This is a genomic window from Bacillus pumilus, from assembly GCF_003431975.1.
Taxonomy (GTDB): Bacteria; Bacillota; Bacilli; order Bacillales; family Bacillaceae; genus Bacillus; species Bacillus pumilus_N.
On sequence record NZ_CP027116.1, the window covers coordinates 1,247,898 to 1,264,458 of the forward strand.

Annotated in this window: 16 protein-coding genes; 12 read left to right on the forward strand and 4 right to left on the reverse strand. The window is 38.7% G+C overall.

Going from position 1 to position 16,561, the window contains the following annotated elements; translation table 11 throughout:
- Window positions 1-144: 144 nt before the first annotated feature.
- Window positions 145-315 (reverse strand): GNAT family N-acetyltransferase, encoded by a 171-nt coding sequence (locus C5695_RS06305; protein ID WP_233230811.1) that lies wholly within the window; start codon window positions 313-315, stop codon window positions 145-147.
- A 15-nt stretch (window positions 316-330) separates the two neighbouring features.
- The gene (locus C5695_RS06310) at window positions 331-1,221 is read right to left on the reverse strand and encodes a LysR family transcriptional regulator (RefSeq protein WP_117729997.1); all 891 of its coding nucleotides are present in this window, start codon (window positions 1,219-1,221) and stop codon (window positions 331-333) included.
- Window positions 1,222-1,348: 127 nt separating this feature from the next.
- Between C5695_RS06310 and C5695_RS06315 the strand changes: the two genes are divergently transcribed.
- From C5695_RS06315 to C5695_RS06370, 10 genes are all read left to right on the forward strand, one after another.
- Window positions 1,349-2,506 carry an MFS transporter gene (locus C5695_RS06315; protein WP_117729998.1) on the forward strand — a complete coding sequence of 386 codons (1,158 nt, stop codon included), beginning with the start codon at window positions 1,349-1,351 and terminating at the stop codon, window positions 2,504-2,506.
- A gap of 577 nt (window positions 2,507-3,083) precedes the next feature.
- Window positions 3,084-4,217: a Rap family tetratricopeptide repeat protein gene (locus C5695_RS06325; RefSeq protein ID WP_117730000.1), complete on the forward strand. Its 1,134-nt coding sequence runs from the start codon at window positions 3,084-3,086 to the stop codon at window positions 4,215-4,217.
- The gene (locus tag C5695_RS06330; RefSeq protein ID WP_117730001.1) at window positions 4,207-4,344 is read left to right on the forward strand and encodes an aspartate phosphatase; all 138 of its coding nucleotides are present in this window, start codon (window positions 4,207-4,209) and stop codon (window positions 4,342-4,344) included. The genes C5695_RS06325 and C5695_RS06330 overlap by 11 nt, the downstream gene beginning before the upstream one ends.
- A gap of 840 nt (window positions 4,345-5,184) precedes the next feature.
- Window positions 5,185-5,487: a hypothetical protein gene (locus C5695_RS06340; RefSeq protein WP_099727526.1), complete on the forward strand. Its 303-nt coding sequence runs from the start codon at window positions 5,185-5,187 to the stop codon at window positions 5,485-5,487.
- A 525-nt stretch (window positions 5,488-6,012) separates the two neighbouring features.
- Window positions 6,013-7,194, forward strand: coding sequence for an alanine racemase (gene alr, locus C5695_RS06345; protein ID WP_117730002.1), 1,182 nt, complete (start codon window positions 6,013-6,015; stop codon window positions 7,192-7,194).
- A gap of 108 nt (window positions 7,195-7,302) precedes the next feature.
- Window positions 7,303-8,805 (forward strand): kelch-like protein, encoded by a 1,503-nt coding sequence (locus C5695_RS06350; RefSeq protein WP_117733025.1) that lies wholly within the window; start codon window positions 7,303-7,305, stop codon window positions 8,803-8,805.
- 228 nt (window positions 8,806-9,033) lie between these two features.
- On the forward strand, window positions 9,034-9,852 hold the full coding sequence (hag, locus tag C5695_RS06355; RefSeq protein ID WP_117730003.1) for a flagellin Hag: 819 nt from the start codon (window positions 9,034-9,036) through the stop codon (window positions 9,850-9,852).
- A 242-nt stretch (window positions 9,853-10,094) separates the two neighbouring features.
- The gene (hag, locus tag C5695_RS06360; RefSeq protein ID WP_117730004.1) at window positions 10,095-10,940 is read left to right on the forward strand and encodes a flagellin Hag; all 846 of its coding nucleotides are present in this window, start codon (window positions 10,095-10,097) and stop codon (window positions 10,938-10,940) included.
- 290 nt (window positions 10,941-11,230) lie between these two features.
- A complete protein-coding gene (gene hag, locus C5695_RS06365; protein WP_117730005.1) occupies window positions 11,231-12,052 on the forward strand; it encodes a flagellin Hag in 822 nt (273 codons plus the stop codon).
- A 480-nt stretch (window positions 12,053-12,532) separates the two neighbouring features.
- Entirely contained in the window at window positions 12,533-13,357 is an 825-nt protein-coding gene (locus C5695_RS06370) for a methyl-accepting chemotaxis protein (RefSeq protein ID WP_117730006.1), read from the forward strand.
- Window positions 13,358-13,395: 38 nt separating this feature from the next.
- Here C5695_RS06370 and C5695_RS06375 read toward each other — a convergent pair whose 3' ends face one another.
- Window positions 13,396-13,767, reverse strand: coding sequence for a DUF5412 domain-containing protein (locus tag C5695_RS06375; RefSeq protein ID WP_117730007.1), 372 nt, complete (start codon window positions 13,765-13,767; stop codon window positions 13,396-13,398).
- 243 nt (window positions 13,768-14,010) lie between these two features.
- On the opposite strand from C5695_RS06375, the gene C5695_RS06380 reads away from it, so the two are divergent.
- Window positions 14,011-14,634, forward strand: a complete 624-nt coding sequence (locus tag C5695_RS06380; protein ID WP_117730008.1) for a poly-gamma-glutamate hydrolase family protein — start codon at window positions 14,011-14,013, stop codon at window positions 14,632-14,634.
- Between the two features lie 29 nt (window positions 14,635-14,663).
- Here C5695_RS06380 and C5695_RS06385 read toward each other — a convergent pair whose 3' ends face one another.
- Window positions 14,664-15,212, reverse strand: coding sequence for an ImmA/IrrE family metallo-endopeptidase (locus tag C5695_RS06385; RefSeq protein ID WP_117730009.1), 549 nt, complete (start codon window positions 15,210-15,212; stop codon window positions 14,664-14,666).
- Window positions 15,213-15,522: 310 nt separating this feature from the next.
- Between C5695_RS06385 and C5695_RS06390 the strand changes: the two genes are divergently transcribed.
- A complete protein-coding gene (locus C5695_RS06390) occupies window positions 15,523-16,422 on the forward strand; it encodes an N-acetylmuramoyl-L-alanine amidase (protein ID WP_117730010.1) in 900 nt (299 codons plus the stop codon).
- Window positions 16,423-16,561: the final 139 nt, after the last annotated feature.

Below are 16,561 nucleotides of genomic sequence, written 5' to 3' on the forward strand. Positions count from 1 at the left end.
AGTATAATGCAAATGGTTATAGAACCATTCTATTTATTTATAGAAGGTTTATCAAAAGCCCCATTTATTTTCTTCTTTATCTGTTTGAAATATAAGATACAATCTATTCAAATCCATTAGAATAAAGAAAAGTGATAAAAGGAGCTACCGTATGAATTTCAATTTAAATGAAGCTTTAGATATGCTGAGTTGAACAGAAAATGTGGCAATCGAGGGGTCTGCTCGATACTGATAAAATGCTTCAATATCTTGCACATCAAATTGGCGAATCACTAGCCGGTTTGTCTTTGTAAATATGCTGTTTGTATTCTTCATGTTTTACCCTCAATTTTAGTTTGTTCTTGATTTGAAAAAGTCTATCAGCCATTCAGATAGCTGCTCCTGTGCTTTGCTGACAAATCGATCTGCATAATAAATTAATTCCAAGTGACGAACAGGTGACGGTTCAGTAATGGGAATCGAAACAATATTCGGCCACGTTGAATGGTGTTGCAGTAATCCTCTCGGCTGAATGGTTGCACCGATGCCGGCTTCAACCAGCTGTAATAATGAAGAGGCGGACCCAACCTCCATAACAGTGTCCAGTTCAACGCCTTTTTCTTTACATACGTCTTCTACTAAATCTCTTCCTAGATATCCCTTCGGATACATGACCAAAGTGTGCTGCGTCAGCTCTTCCAATGTCACCTCACTTTTTTGGGCTAGATCACTTTTTGAATGAACAAATAATTCGTAGGGCTCACTTCCAAGGGGAATTTGAACGAGCCGCTTATCCGCAGGCCCTCGCAGCCCGATGCCGAGATCCACTTTATGGGACAGTACTTCTTCACGCACGAAGATCGTTGAATATGCTTTCAAATTGGTTTCGGGATAAAGTGTTTTGAATTCTACAAAAAGCGGAACGAGCTGAAAGTCAAGGTCCGAGGGGAGTACGGCAAGTCGAATGGTTCCTCGTTTTTCAGATAACAGTTCTTTCATCGCATTTTTTGCATCTCTTTCAGCTTGAAGCATTTTCATCCCATATTGATATAGCAGAGAACCCGCTTCGGTTGCGACGACTTTTTTGCCGATTCGGTCAAAGAGCGGCATCCCAACTTCTGCTTCAAGCAGCCGAATCTGCTGGCTTAATGTAGGCTGTGATATCCCTAGTTGCTCAGCCGCTTTTGTGAAATGTAAATGATCGAATACAGCCATGAAATATGTAATATGCCGAGTATCCATTTGTCATCCTTTCATTAATAATAGTTTTTTACTATCATCATAATACGAATTATTGTATTGATCAATGAATGCGGCGGATTTATACTCAAAGTAACTTCAACAAGTTGAGAGAGGAAGAATTGCATTGATGAAAAAAATATTTTATTTAGCCGCTTTATTTTTAGCTGCATTAAACTTGCGCCCAATCATTACGTCCGTCGCTTCTATGATGAGCATGATCCAAACAGACCTTGGTGTGAGTGGGCTGACAGCAAGTCTATTGACCACTTTACCGGTCTTGTGCATGGGGGTGTTTGCACCTGTAGCAACTAAACTAAGCCGCCGTTTTGGTTTAGAGAGAACGCTTTTTTTCTCGATTCTTCTCATCACGATTGCTACTGGACTACGTGGGACGAGTCAAACGGTTGCCATCCTTCTCATCACTGCATTTGTAGGAGGAGTTGGGATTAGCTTTGCAGGCCCATTGTTGTCTAGTTTTATCAAAAAGTATTTCCCGAAAAACCCAGGGATTGTGAGTGTCTATTCCATTTCGATGACGACTGGGGCAGCACTTGCTTCTGGATTCACCATTCCGATTTACCTTCGTAGTGAACATAATCTTCCGCTCGCCTTGTCTTGCTGGGCGGTTTTAGGGGTCATCGCATTGATCTTATGGCTGGGGTTAGCTCGAAAAAAACAACAGGCTGATCATACAGTTTTACCGCTAAGACTCCCGCTGAGAAACAAAAAAGCCATTCAATTCACCTTGTTTTTTGGCTTTATGTCCAGCATGTTTTATTCGTTAACAGCATGGATTGCACCTATTGCCATTAGTTTTGGAAACAGTCCGCAATATGCTGCCATGCTGCTGACGATATTTACACTCATTCAGATTCCGGTAGCACTCTTCGTTCCGGGGATTGTCACTCGCTTAGGGAGACCAAAATTAGTTCTGATCTTATGCAGTGTGTCAGAGTTGATCGGCCTTATTTTCCTTCTGCTTCCAATACCGATCTTGCCAGCTGTCATTTTTCTAGGAATTGGGGCAGGTGGACTATTTCCTTTAGCACTTATGCTGCCCATTATTGAAACACGTACACCTGAGGAAGCTGGTACATGGTCCGCCATGTCACAGATGGGCGGGTATATCATGGGTGGGTTTGGTCCATTTTTCATTGGTTTGATTTTCGATCTAAGTGGACATTTTTATGCTTCTATTGTTGCAATGGTTGTCATCGTCATGCTGATGATTGGCGTTCAGTTATCCATGAATCTCGGTAAAAAGCGGGAAGTAGGATCCAATTAATGATCAATTGACCGACGTTTTAATATAAATATTCATTTGAAATCGCCATAGCCTATTCCTATAAATAGGCTATGGCGATTATTTTGCTCAAGAGCTGCCTTCTTGAAAACCACCCAACTGAATACGGAGTAACAATGCAGAACTTCCATTCCGCACATATATGCCATTGGAGGTATCACCGAGGGTCCTGATTCCGCTTAAATGCTGCTCGTCATCTATGACGTTTGCTCCTGTAAACATGGTGATGTTATCTTCTTTCAATTGTGGAAAAACAAGCAAGACAAGTTCACTTGTTTTTCCACAACAGCTACTTTGAACGCTTGAAACACAACAAGTGGGATCGCTTTGTAATCTATCAAAGCTTTATCTTTTTATCAAAAAAGAGGCTGGAAGGCCGTTGTAGAAGAAGGGGAATTGGGGCGAGTATTGGGTGCTTGTTTATGAATAGAATTCATTTTATCTTATCATTTACTCAGCCCTCTACAGGGCCTTTTTGCGGTTTCTTTTCGGTGTCGAATGATTCATAAAATGATAATATATGTCATTATAGGGGAAATCGAGGAAGGGGTAAGGACTGATGGAGAAAGTGCTTTCTTCTCACGTCGGCTTGAAAATCAATGAATGGTATTATCATATTCAACGATTTAATGTACCGGACGCCGAGGCATATAAAGAAGAAATCAAATCAATGCTTGATTATATGGAAGAGAATCAGGATTTATTATTGTATTTCTCACTTATGGAATTCAGACATAAATTAATGCTTGATTACTTGAATCCTTTAGAAAATGGGAAAGAGCGGGCGAACTTCAGGGAACTCGCATTGAAAATCAAAAGGGATCAAGAGAAATTAACAGGATTACTCGAGTATTACTTTAATTTTTTCTACGGTATGTACGAATTTGAAAACTATGAATATCTAAATGCGATTACCTTCTATAAGCGGGCTGAAAAAAAGCTGTCTCTTGTCAGTGACGATATTGAGCGTGCCGAGTTCAATTACAAAATGGCAGAAATCTATTACCACATGAAACAAACCCACATGTCCATGCACCATATTGCGCAGGCGATAGAATGTTACCGAGAAAAAGATACATACACAGTCAGAGAAATCCAATGTTCTTTTGTGATCGGATTAAACTATATAGATATGGGCTGCCCCGAAAAAGCGATACCCCATTTTCAACACGCTCTAGAAAAAGCCGCCGACAACTCAACAAAACGACTAAAAGGATCAGCACTTTATAATTTAGGGTTGAGTTATTTTCATAACAAAGATTTAGCACAAGCGATTATTCACTTTAATGACTCTATTCGAGCATTTAGAGAGCAGGGGTACGAACATTTAAATAGAATTTTAGATCCTCTCGTTATGTTGTCAAAAGCCTACTTCAAAAAGAAAGAAAAGGATCTAGGTACATATGCTTTAAATAACGGCATAGAACTATCTGAAAAGCTGAAAGATCATGTTCTATTATTGATATTCAAGTTTTTAAGATCCCTATACATTGAAAACAATTTTGAGCAGTTAGAAAAAATAATGGAATTGTTAGAAATCAAATTAATGTATCCTGATCTTGAAGATTTAGCAAAAGATGCTGCAAAATATTATAATGAGATGGGAGATAAAGACAATGCAATGCATTTCTATGAAAAAATTCTTTATTTCCAAACTCAAGTGAAGCGGGGTGACTGTCTGTATGAAATTTAAATCGTTATCAGTAATATTCATCATGATCAGTGTCATAAGTGTCTTAGGTTATTTTACGTCTGAAGTAACAGCAAGCCATGATGAAGCTAGGAGAGGTCATACGGCGAGTATCGGTTATTCTGCTTAAATAAAAGGCCCTTAATGGGGCTTTTTATTTTAAGGGTGATCTTGAATATTTCGCATGAATTCGGAGTCATTAAAATGTTAAAATCAAAATAACTCCGAAGGATTTCCACTATATTATTTGTTTTAACCTTTATGATTAGCCTATTCAATATGGGACACCAGCGTTCTATTATGTTGTCCTTATAAGTAAGATGCTGGTGAGCAGTTTGTTACATGGTATGTTTTTCGGAACAATTTTCTATTTGATCGTCACCTTTATCAATACTAAGTCTTCCAAGCAAAATCAATAATAAGAGAGCGGCCAAATGGCTTAATCTTTTACCTAACCATCAGATTGGATATATTTTTCATAATAAATTCATTTATTTTAAATAGCCTACTGCATGATATTTTAAAGGATGTTACCGATGGATATAAGGAATGATTGGCCAATCTTCCAATAAGTTTTGGAGGGAAATCATGAATTACAAAATTAAAATGGTAAAAAATAGAAAATGATGTATATGAGAAATATAGGACCATACGGAAGCAAAAAGAATTTAGATATGATGAAGGATTAAAAAAATAGATGGTCAAAAATCATTTAAACGATCAATTGCCATTCTTGAATTAAGAGTGGCTTTTATCTTTTGAAAAACCGCTATGTGAAAACAGTACAGCTTATTTCATACCAAATTGTCTCATTCGTGTAGGTATTGAAAGTGAGATTGGGTTGACTCCTCCACTAGACGTGTTACATTTTTTTCTTCTATAAAACTCCACTATAAACTCATTCAAAAACTTTAGATTGGAATACACTATATTGAATAAAAGATAAAGTTAGAGAAAGGGAGGCTTTTTCATGGCAAATATCACACAGGATTTATCAGCTCTAGGCTTAAACATCTCACAAAATGTAGGGTTAGGTAATCAATCATCCACACCTAGTACAAGTACAGCGAAATTTAGTGGACTTTTTGCAGGACTTCCACCAGGAACTGATCTCAGCATCGTTGGTGATTCAGGTTTCTTTTATGGCCCAGGAAATTTTGTCACGTTTAATCAATTGGCGGGCATTGTATTTTTTAATGACCCAGGATTAGGAGGTACGGGACCTACTTTAATAGATGTGAACAAAATTGAAAGTGTGACGTTCCCTAGTTAAATATTGTCACATTCTTTGGTATGTGAATGAACCTATAGCTGGCATGCGTTAGTATTTAATCAAATAGGTTATTTCCAGGGGAATATTTGAGATCATGAATGAAGTTACTAAAGGATGCTATAGTGTGCTAGAGGTTGACACCATCAATCATTTAAAGATGTACAGAAACACATGAAAAAACATCATTCAGTCATTTTGCTGGATGGTGTTTTTTCTTATATGAAAGGATTCACGCTGCATAATTGACGAGGTGCAAGTAGGTGAAGGTGACTTATTCAAGTGTCGATATGAATATCACTGAAGGGTATAAAATAGTTCGACAATTTCGTGCGACAGCAATGGCTAATCGTCATACTTACTTTATGAAGGTTTAGGGTCGTTCACTAGCTAATCTAAGCACTCGATATAACATTTTTGAAGAGGAACAGACTCATACATGAGAGTCTTGAATGTTTGCATGCAACATGGAATAAACATAATGCATGAGGAAAAATGATGTATGAGATAAGCAGGGAGGTTATACGAGTGCAAAAGATTTGCCGAGAAGTCTGGATCGAAGTCAGTCTTGATGCAATAAAGAGAAATATACAAGCCATTCAAGCGCATATTCAAAGGAAAAGTAAGATCATGGCAGTGGTGAAAGCGAATGCTTATGGACACGGGTCAGTGGAGGTAGCGCGACAGGCACTGGAAAGCGGTGCGACAGAGCTGGCAGTTGCCAGTTTGGAAGAAGGGATTGTGCTACGAAGAGCAAAAATTGAAGCACCGATTTTGGTTCTTGGATTTACCCCACTCGATTGTGTGAAAAGGGCTGCGGCATGGAAAATTGACCTATCTGGCCTCCGTGAAGACTGGATTGTTCAAGCAAATGAGATCTTAGCGGAAGAAGAAAGTCAGCGCCGGCTTGGGATTCATATCAATGTCGACACAGGGATGGGACGATTAGGTGGACGGACAAAGGAAGAACTGTTAGGAGTGATAGAGGCACTTGAAAAAAGTGAATATCTTAGATGGGACGGGATTTTCACGCATTTCTCCACGGCAGATGAGCCTGACCCTGATTTCACACTGCTGCAACATAGCATTTTTATTGATTTTCTTCAGTTTTTAAAAAAACAAGGAATTAAGCTGCCGACCGTACATATGAACAATACAGCGGCTGCCATCGCGTTCCCTGAATTTAGCGCTGATATGATTCGGCTGGGTATCGGGATATATGGACTGTATCCCTCGAAATATATTCAAAGCTTAGATGCTGTTCAATTGGAACCAGCTCTCAGTTTAAAAGCAAGAATTGCTTTCGTAAAGGAAATGGTAACAGAGCCAAGAACCGTCAGCTATGGGGCAACCTATGTAGCAAAACCCGATGAAGTCATTGCCACTATACCGATCGGTTACGCGGATGGGTACTCGCGCGCTTTATCAAATCGAGGATTTATGCTTTTCCGCGGAAAACGAATGCCGATTGCTGGCCGAGTCACAATGGATATGACGATGATCAGTCTAGGAGAAATGAAGGCAAAGCAAGGCGAGGAAGTCGTCATTTACGGCCGTCAAAAAGGCGGAGAAATTTCTGTCGATGAAATTGCCGAAATGCTTAATACGATCAACTACGAAGTCATCGCCACCTTAAGCCGCCGTGTGCCGAGGTTTTATCGTCGAGGCGGGAAGATTATTAAAATATCGACGCCTGTGATGTATGTGTGAGGGTAAATAACTAGAAATATTCATTCTGGTTTAAAATAATAAAAATTAAATTTTATTCCAAATATGTCGATAAAAGGAGGGATATTTAAGATATGGAGGAAAGTAATGATGAAAAAAGGTTTATTTTTAATGTTTTTGACCATTTTGATGATGGTCACAATCCATCCGTTAAAAGCTCATGCAGCAGAGACGAATGGTTGGACGAAGCGAGCGGACTTACCGGAAGAGAGACTTCATTCTAGTTCCGCAGTAGTAAATGGAAAGATTTTTGTTTTTGGTGGAAGTAGTGAAAAATCATCTAGTAATAAAAGTACCTACATGTATGATCCTCACAAAAATGAGTGGAGCTCAAAAGCTGACATGCCTAGAAAAAGAACAGATAGTACGGCAGTGGCGATAGGTAAGAAAATTTACGTCATTGGAGGAGCATACCGAGAGAGCGCAAATACGATTGATATTTATGATGCAGAATCTGATACATGGGCAGAAACATCAATTAATATACCATACTCTGCTGTGACACAAGGCGATATAAGTGCGAGTGTTGTAAATGATAAGATTTATATCCTTGCAACGAATAAAAGCTCTTTTCAAGAACATAATTTTTATAGTTATGATACAAAAGCGGATAAATGGCAACAATTAAAAATGTTTCCTCAGCAATTTACTGGAATGTCTATGTCAGAAGTCATTGACAATAAGATATATGCTACAGGTGGAGAAAGAACGGTTAGTAATCACAAAAATGCCCAAGTATATGAATATAACATTGAAACAAATCAATGGACACAAATGAAATCAAAGTTGAAGTTTTATCAACTAGGGGCTGCATTTACAACATATCAGGGGAAATTCTTAATGATAGGTGGTCAGTATGACAATGACAGATCCAGCCCAATATCACCGTATACACAGTATTATGATGCCAATTCTAATTCTGTGAAAAGAAGTATAAGCGAATTGCCTGAAGCTAGAGTTGGATCAAGTGCTGTAACACTTGATGGTACGATATATATCATAGGTGGAAGAAATTTCAAAGAGTATTACCATTCAAAATCGATTAAAAGTGATTACAAATCAGTGATTTCTATCTCATTAAAAGATTTGCAGATTGCTGAAGGTGAAACAAAGCCAGATGATGGGTCATCAGAAGAACCGAAAGATCAGGACGGAACAAAACCTGGTAATGGATCAACGGAAGAACCAAAAGATCAGGATGGAACAAAACCTGGTAATGGATCAACGGAAGAACCGAAAGATCAGGACGGAACAAAACCTGGGGATGGATCAACAGAAGAACCGAAAGATCAGGACGGAACAAAACCTGGGGATGGATCAACAGAAGAGCCGAAAGATCAGGGTGGAACAAAACCTGATGAAGAAGCAACAAAAGGTATACTTTCAATTACCATGATAAACGGGCTGCAAAAGGATTATTTGCTTTCAATGAAAGAAATCACCGATTTTCTAAACTGGTATAAAGAGAGAAGCTTTGGAATCGGAATGAACTTCTATGAAATCAATGACGAACACAATAAAGGCCCTTTCACAAGTAAGAAAGATTACGTTGTGTACCAAAATATCTTAATGTTTGATATTAAGCAATACTAATTTTTATCAAATGGTAAAGCTGCTGATTTAAAATCAGCAGCTTTTTTATAAAATTGTTAAAAATAGGATTAAAATCATGAAAAAAATGCGTTATTTTTTTAAAAATCTGCTAAACATCCTATAACCATATCCGATAATAGAATTGTCAGGGTTGATAAGCCCTAGAATAAAGGACTTTTTTCAGACAAGGACGTCTGTCAGGTCCCACATACATGGAGGTAATAGGAAATGAGAATTAACCACAATATCGCAGCACTTAACACATTAAACCGTTTGTCTGCAAACAACGGTGCAAGCCAAAAGAACATGGAGAAACTTTCTTCTGGTCTTAAAATCAACCGCGCAGGAGATGACGCAGCAGGTCTTGCAATCTCTGAAAAAATGCGTGGACAAATCCGCGGATTAGAAATGGCTTCTAAAAACGCACAAGACGGTATCTCTCTTATCCAAACAGCTGAAGGTGCATTGACTGAAACGCATGCAATCCTTCAACGTATGCGTGAACTAACTGTTCAAGCAGGTAACACAGGTACTCAGCAAACTGAGGATTTAACTGCTATTAAAGATGAAATGGATGCTTTAGTATTAGAGATTGGTGGAATCTCTGACCGTACTGAATTTAACGGTAAGAAGTTATTAGATGGTACTGGAGGAGCATTTACATTCCAAATTGGTGCTAACTCAGGTCAAAATATCGATGTTACAATTGCTAATATGGATGAAACTGCTTTAGGCGTAGATGCGATTAATGTTGCTGATGCAGCTTTCAGTTTTGACACAGAAATCGCAAAAATTGATGCAGCAATCACAAGTGTGTCTTCAGAACGTTCTAAACTAGGTGCAGTCCAAAACCGTCTAGAGCACACAATCAACAACCTTGGTGCTTCTGGTGAAAACTTAACGGCTGCTGAGTCTCGTATCCGTGACGTTGACATGGCGAAAGAAATGAGTGAGTTCACAAAGAACAACATTCTTTCTCAAGCGTCTCAAGCAATGCTTGCACAAGCGAACCAACAACCACAAAATGTACTTCAATTACTACGTTAATGAAAGGCCCCTTTATGGGGCTTTTTTATGTTTAGTCAAGAAAATGTATTCTATCGTGTTTGTGCAGATCCAATTTGATAAATAGATTATAGAAGCAAAAAAATAATTTAAATGTAAAGTATGCTAAACATCCTATAAAATAATCCGATAATTTAAATGTCAGGGTTGATAAGCCCTAGAATAAAGGACTTTTTTCAGACAAGGACGTCTGTCAGGTCCCGCATACATGGAGGTAATAGGAAATGAGAATTAACCACAATATCGCAGCACTTAACACATTAAACCGTTTGTCTGCAAACAATGGCGCGAGCCAAAAGAACATGGAGAAACTTTCTTCTGGCCTTAAAATCAACCGTGCAGGAGATGACGCAGCAGGTCTAGCCATCTCTGAAAAAATGAGAGGGCAAATCCGTGGATTAGAAATGGCTTCTAAAAACTCACAAGACGCTATCTCTCTTATTCAAACAGCTGAAGGTGCATTAACTGAAACGCATGCAATCCTTCAACGTATGCGTGAACTAACTGTTCAAGCAGGTAACACAGGTACACAGGAACCTGAAGATTTATCTGCTATTAAAGATGAAATGGATGCTTTAATAGAAGAGATTGATGGAATTGGTGATCGTACTCAATTCAACGGTAAAACTCTTCTAGATGGTTCTTTTGCTAATGGAACAGATGATCTTGTTTTTCAAATTGGAGCAAATACTGGCCAAAAATTGACTTTAAATATTGAGAGTATGAAATCCGCTAATTTAGGAACTACTGTTGCCATTAGTGCTATTGATGTAACGGCTTTTGCTACTACATCTTTTGACAACCAACTTACTGGAATCGACGAAGCAATCAACAAAGTATCATCTCAACGTGGTAAACTAGGTGCAGTTCAAAACCGTCTAGAGCACACAATCAACAATCTTGGTGCTTCTGGTGAAAACTTAACGGCTGCTGAGTCTCGTATCCGTGACGTTGACATGGCGAAAGAAATGAGTGAGTTCACAAAGAACAACATTCTTTCTCAAGCTTCTCAAGCAATGCTTGCACAAGCGAACCAACAGCCACAAAACGTACTTCAATTACTACGTTAATGAAGAGCCCCTTTTATGGGGCTTTTTTTTATGCTGTTTTTTCCTTCGCATTTTCTCCAGTCTTATGATTCTTAAATCCCTCTGATAAATCATGAAAAATGACCTTTAAATTTGGCATACTCTAGCGAAACGATCATAACGAATGAGACTTTCACCTTATTTATTCCTTTTTTGTTAAACAAATTCCATTCAAGTTCGATAAAGGGATTGTAAGGCTTACAAAAAAATTCTAATTTAGAACTTTTGGACAAGGATGTTCAATTGGTTCAAACACATGGAGGTAATAGGAAATGAGAATTAACCACAATATCGCAGCACTTAACACATTGAACCGTTTGTCTGCAAACAATGGAGCAGGACAAAAGAACATGGAGAAACTTTCTTCTGGTCTTCGTATCAACCGCGCAGGAGATGACGCAGCAGGTCTTGCCATCTCTGAAAAAATGCGTGGACAAATCCGCGGCTTAGAAATGGCTTCTAAAAACTCACAGGACGGTATTTCTCTTATTCAAACAGCTGAAGGTGCATTAACTGAAACACATGCGATCCTTCAACGTATGCGTGAACTAACTGTTCAAGCGGGTAACGTTGGGACTCAACAAACAGAAGATTTAACAGCCATTCAAGAAGAACTCACGGCTTTGGTGGATGAAATTGATGGGATATCTCAACGTACAGCATTTAACGGAAAGAATCTGTTAGATGGTAGCGTTGAAGATGGATTCCAATTTCAAATTGGCGCAAACATTGACCAAAATATTAACGTAAAGATCGGCAAAATGGACGCTGAAACCTTGACTGTTAAAGATATTACAGTGAATGAAGATGGCTTTGACTTTGACGTCGAAGTAGCAAAAATTGATGAAGCGATCGGGGCAGTATCTAAACAGCGTTCAGCACTTGGTGCCGTCCAAAACCGTCTAGAGCACACAATCAACAACCTTGGTGCTTCTGCTGAAAACTTAACAGCTGCTGAGTCTCGTATTCGTGACGTTGACATGGCGAAAGAAATGAGTGAGTTCACAAAGAACAACATTCTTTCTCAAGCGTCTCAAGCAATGTTAGCTCAAGCAAACCAACAACCGCAAAACGTACTTCAATTATTACGTTAAAGAAGGCCCCTTAATGGGGCTTTTTTTGTTTCACTCCAATGACAGCAGGTGCTACAATCGAAAGTCAGGAATCGCTTCATGGAAAAAAACTTGATTGTGTTCATCGTCCTCTTGATTCCACCATTCAAGTTCATTGGCGTGTTGAATTTTTCTTCTGCTGTCACCAAGTGACAAACTTCATTCATCTGACTGTAGTAAGGCCAGTCGTATCGATCACTAAGTATGCTTACATTTCACAAATGCTCCTTTCCTTTTCATGCCGCCCTTCACTCCGTTGACTTGATTCGTTCCCTTTTTAAACTGAATTGAGATAACTTTATGTTTTTCTAAAACTACACACGTTCCTCATGATATAGAAAGGCAATGACCGAATTTTTACATGAAAAAATGAAAAAAATCTTCAATCATAATCATTATTTCTTAAAAACAACTATTAAATGAAGAGGAGCGACCGATAAATACAGAGAGGAGGTAGAGAAAATGAATATACTACAGAGTATTGTGACAGCAGCACCTTACATCATGCAAATTTTAAAGAATGAAGTGACAATGGGTGTCATTGACCGAGAGAAATTCTTGCTGTATTTGCCATCGAAAGATGTTGATTTTCAAATTCGAGCGGGTGAACGTATTAAACCAGATGATCTGAATATGAAAAAAGCGCTCAGAGGTGAGACATCTAGTATGTTTGTGCCGGAATCAGTGTATGGCGTACCATTAAATGCAATGGGATTGCCAATCTTTGATGAAAATCATCAAGTTATTGGAGCACTCGCTTTAGGATTTCCAATCAAAAATCAATTAGAGCTTGAAGCGTATATGGAATCATTGAATGACATTATTCAAAGCATTCAAGAAAAGGTGCATGTCGTCGCGGCGCATTCAGAGGAGCTTTCTGCTACAAGTGAGGAAATGACCTTACAAACGCAGCAGACGCTTGAAAGCTCAAAACAAACAGCCGATATTACAAAAATGATTAAAGGCATCTCGAAACAAACGAGTTTGCTAGGATTGAATGCGTCAATTGAAGCGGCCAGGGCAGGAAAAGAGGGAGCAGGTTTTAGTGTGGTAGCAAGCGAGGTTCAAAAGCTTTCAAGTGAAACTTCACGTGCAACAGAAAACATAGAGAGCTCACTACAAGGGATTTCCTCCAATATACATACATTACTTGAAAGTATGGATCATATGAAAGGTTCTTCATCGGAACAGGCTTTACTTGTAACAGAGTTTAGTGAAATTGTCGATCGATTGACGACGGTGAGTAAAGATATGAAGGAGTTCATGCAAACGGTGATGTCAACGTAAAAAAACGAATCCAAGAGGATTCGTTTTTTTGTCATTCGTTATTTTCTCTTGTTCTGGTCAAAGCGATAATCGTACGTTTCGCCCTTCACCACATTTAAAAACTCATGTCCAATTTGAACAAGCTGCCCATTTTTCCATTGGATGAGAGGGTCTTTATCAGGGTATTTCCAGTAAATCGTCTTCTTACGGTGGGTCAATTTGTTTTCAATTTCTGCTCTGACTGCGTTTTCCTTTAGCTTCCCTCCGCTATGCTGATAGGTGTTGATGATGTACATTCCGTCGGGTGATGATATCGAGCGGATGAATGTTCCGTGAGATACGCCTTGAAGAGAGAAACATTTCCAATAAATAATACCAGCGAAGCTAAGGAATAGGATGATAAGGGTGATGGTGGTTTTCTTTTTTAACATGAATTCCTCCAGATGTAGATTACAATATTTCTAATTTATGAGAGAGAATACAAAAAGATTCATATAGTCCAAAAGTTCTATTCGTTTCAATTATCGGTTATTTTTTCTCGAAATTCAACAGAAAGCCGTAAAGATAAGGAAAATTTAAGGAAGAATTCAAGTGTGTATTTGATTCGAAACCTCTTTACAAAAGAATGAGGGATCAGTAGACTTATGCTCATATAGAGAAATGGGGCAGATGACATGACGCAAATCATTGATACGTATCAAAATTATGAAGAGCTTTCCGCTCATGAAAGAAAAGGAATTGATTATCAAATTCTTCACGAGCGGAAAGGTGACCAGCTTTTGGTTTTGTCGCCTCATGCAGGAGGAATTGAATCAGGCGTGAGTGAGCTCATTCATGAAATAGCAAGTAACTATTCTATGTATTTATTCGAAGGCCTTAAAGTAAAAGGCAATCAGATTCTTCATATTACAAGTACACGTTTCGATGAACCAATTTGTCTTTCTTATGTGCATACCCACCATTATACGTTTGCACTCCATGGTTACGGAGAAACAGAGGTGCTTCAAACGTTAGTGGGAGGTACAGACAGAGAAAGAGCAGCAGAAACAGTGAAACATTTAACGCTCAATGGTTTTCAAGCATTGCTGCTATCTGAGTCTGATCGTTTTTCTGGAACACATCCTCACAATATCAATAATCAATGTTTGACAGGAAAAAGTGTACAACTTGAAATTAGTCAGGCGCAAAGAAGAGCATTCTTTCAAGACTTTAGGCGGCGCTACCGGCGTGATACACAGACTGAAGAATTTTATCGGTATACAAATGTACTCAAGCAAGTATTAGCCCTTTATGAATAAAATTCAATATCGTTTTTATGTTCAAGCATTTACGTATGATAAACGGCTTCTTTTTCTGCAACCCTCTCTGCTTTCATTAAATAAGCTGTAAACTCCTGTTGAAAGCGAATGCCGGCTTTTCGCTGTTCGAATAAGGCAAGCCGCTTTTCAGCAAAAGCCCAGGTGACGTGAAACGTTTGAGCAATATGCAAAATGGCTTGCTGCCGAAGGGATGGAAGCTTCATTTGCAGTAGCATAAAGGTTGGAACACAAAAGTGATACATGAATTGTTTTGCCTGAAATTCCTGCAGTTCGCGAAAAAGCTTGTGCATCTTGAAATGATTGCCCGTATGCTTTAGCACATGACAAAGCTCATGGGCAAAATCTTGCCATTGTTCTTCTGCTGATAGGGATCTGTTTAAGATAATGCTGTAAAGCCCTTGATGCTTGACCATCATACTGCGAGTCTCCTCATAATGGACCCACACATGAAATTCAGAAGCGATCCGGCCCATCTCTCTGTAAGCAGGACCGTTTATTTGTAGTTGAGCATATAACCGCTTAATATCTTCTTCTAAATGGGTTAAAAAACCAGTCATTTAAAAACCTCCATACAAACGTATGTTCTATTTTTGGTGTAAAAGAAAAGTCCATATAGGACCAAATAGCTAATAAAGCTATTGCTTACTTTTTATATCGGCTTATTTTTAACAATTTTAACATAAAATCAAGGAAAAATGGAATTAATTCCTGTTTTTTTCTGTATTTTTGCATTCTTCACTACTAAAAAGAGTGGAATGAATTCAAATTTTACCATAGTCTTCTTTTGAAAACAAACAAAGTTTGTCTTACGGACGCCACCGATAGATGAGAAAGATCAATTCAATCTAGCAAAAGGGAGTGCAGTACATGGTACAAATTTATCAAGATTTTATTCCAGTTGGAAACGGAAACCGCCCAGGGTATGCGATGACGCCTGAGTATGTGACGGTTCATAACACAGCAAACACGTCAAAGGGAGCGGATGCGAAAAGTCATGCGGCCTATGTAAAACGTCCAACGACAGAGGTCAGCTGGCATTTTACAGTGGATGATCATGAAATTTTTCAGCACCTGCCGTTAAATGAAAATGGCTGGCATGCTGGGGATGGACACGGGAGTGGTAATCGGAAGTCGATCGGAATTGAAATTTGTGAAAATGAAGATGGGAATTTTCAGCAAGCGGTTAAACATGCACAATGGCTGATTCAAAAGCTATTAAAAGAACATCACATTCCACTAGCCAATGTGGTCACACATCAGCACTGGTCTGGAAAAGCATGTCCACGCCAGCTTCTTTCTACATGGGATGAATTTAAAAAAGGAATTGAAACGGCAGGAGATCCAGAGACGGTTATCACGTATGTCGTCAAAAGCGGGGATACGTTAACGAGTATTGCCAAAGCTCACGGGGTGACAGTTCAAGATTTACAGAAATGGAATGATATTAGTGATCCGAATAAGATTCAAATTGGACAGGTTCTTAAAATTTATCGTAACGATGCAAAGAGCATGTATGAGCTGCCAGATGGGGTGTTAAAGGTGACGTCTCCACTGACAAAGGGAGAGCACGTACGCCTCGTCCAAAAAGCACTTGCTGCTGTTTATTTTTATCCTGATAAAGCAGCTGCAAATAAAGGGATCGACGGAGTTTACGGAAAAAAAACGGCGGATGCCGTAGCGCGTTTTCAGTTGATGAATGGTTTGACAAGTGATGGAGTATATGGCCCTAAAACGAAGGATAAGCTGCTGGAACTGTTAAATAAGTGAGTGTTTTTGTTTGTATGATTGGATGACTGCTTCACTTTTTTCGTTTAATTGTCGGATATAAGGAGAAGGCTGAAATTCTGCAAACTGAATATATCTCAATTGTTTGATTTTCTTTTTCATTTTTGGCACCTCAATCGTT

Bases quoted from the DNA above. Each gene is read 5' to 3' on its own strand.
- C5695_RS06305 (WP_233230811.1), bottom strand. From the start codon at position 315: ATGAAGAATACAAACAGCATATTTACAAAGACAAACCGGCTAGTGATT.
- C5695_RS06310 (WP_117729997.1), bottom strand. From the start codon at position 1,221: ATGGATACTCGGCATATTACATATTTCATGGCTGTATTCGATCATTTA.
- C5695_RS06315 (WP_117729998.1), top strand. From the start codon at position 1,349: ATGAAAAAAATATTTTATTTAGCCGCTTTATTTTTAGCTGCATTAAAC.
- C5695_RS06325 (WP_117730000.1), top strand. From the start codon at position 3,084: ATGGAGAAAGTGCTTTCTTCTCACGTCGGCTTGAAAATCAATGAATGG.
- C5695_RS06330 (WP_117730001.1), top strand. From the start codon at position 4,207: ATGAAATTTAAATCGTTATCAGTAATATTCATCATGATCAGTGTCATA.
- C5695_RS06340 (WP_099727526.1), top strand. From the start codon at position 5,185: ATGGCAAATATCACACAGGATTTATCAGCTCTAGGCTTAAACATCTCA.
- C5695_RS06350 (WP_117733025.1), top strand. From the start codon at position 7,303: ATGAAAAAAGGTTTATTTTTAATGTTTTTGACCATTTTGATGATGGTC.
- hag (WP_117730003.1), top strand. From the start codon at position 9,034: ATGAGAATTAACCACAATATCGCAGCACTTAACACATTAAACCGTTTG.
- hag (WP_117730004.1), top strand. From the start codon at position 10,095: ATGAGAATTAACCACAATATCGCAGCACTTAACACATTAAACCGTTTG.
- hag (WP_117730005.1), top strand. From the start codon at position 11,231: ATGAGAATTAACCACAATATCGCAGCACTTAACACATTGAACCGTTTG.
- C5695_RS06370 (WP_117730006.1), top strand. From the start codon at position 12,533: ATGAATATACTACAGAGTATTGTGACAGCAGCACCTTACATCATGCAA.
- C5695_RS06375 (WP_117730007.1), bottom strand. From the start codon at position 13,767: ATGTTAAAAAAGAAAACCACCATCACCCTTATCATCCTATTCCTTAGC.
- C5695_RS06380 (WP_117730008.1), top strand. From the start codon at position 14,011: ATGACGCAAATCATTGATACGTATCAAAATTATGAAGAGCTTTCCGCT.
- C5695_RS06385 (WP_117730009.1), bottom strand. From the start codon at position 15,212: ATGACTGGTTTTTTAACCCATTTAGAAGAAGATATTAAGCGGTTATAT.
- C5695_RS06390 (WP_117730010.1), top strand. From the start codon at position 15,523: ATGGTACAAATTTATCAAGATTTTATTCCAGTTGGAAACGGAAACCGC.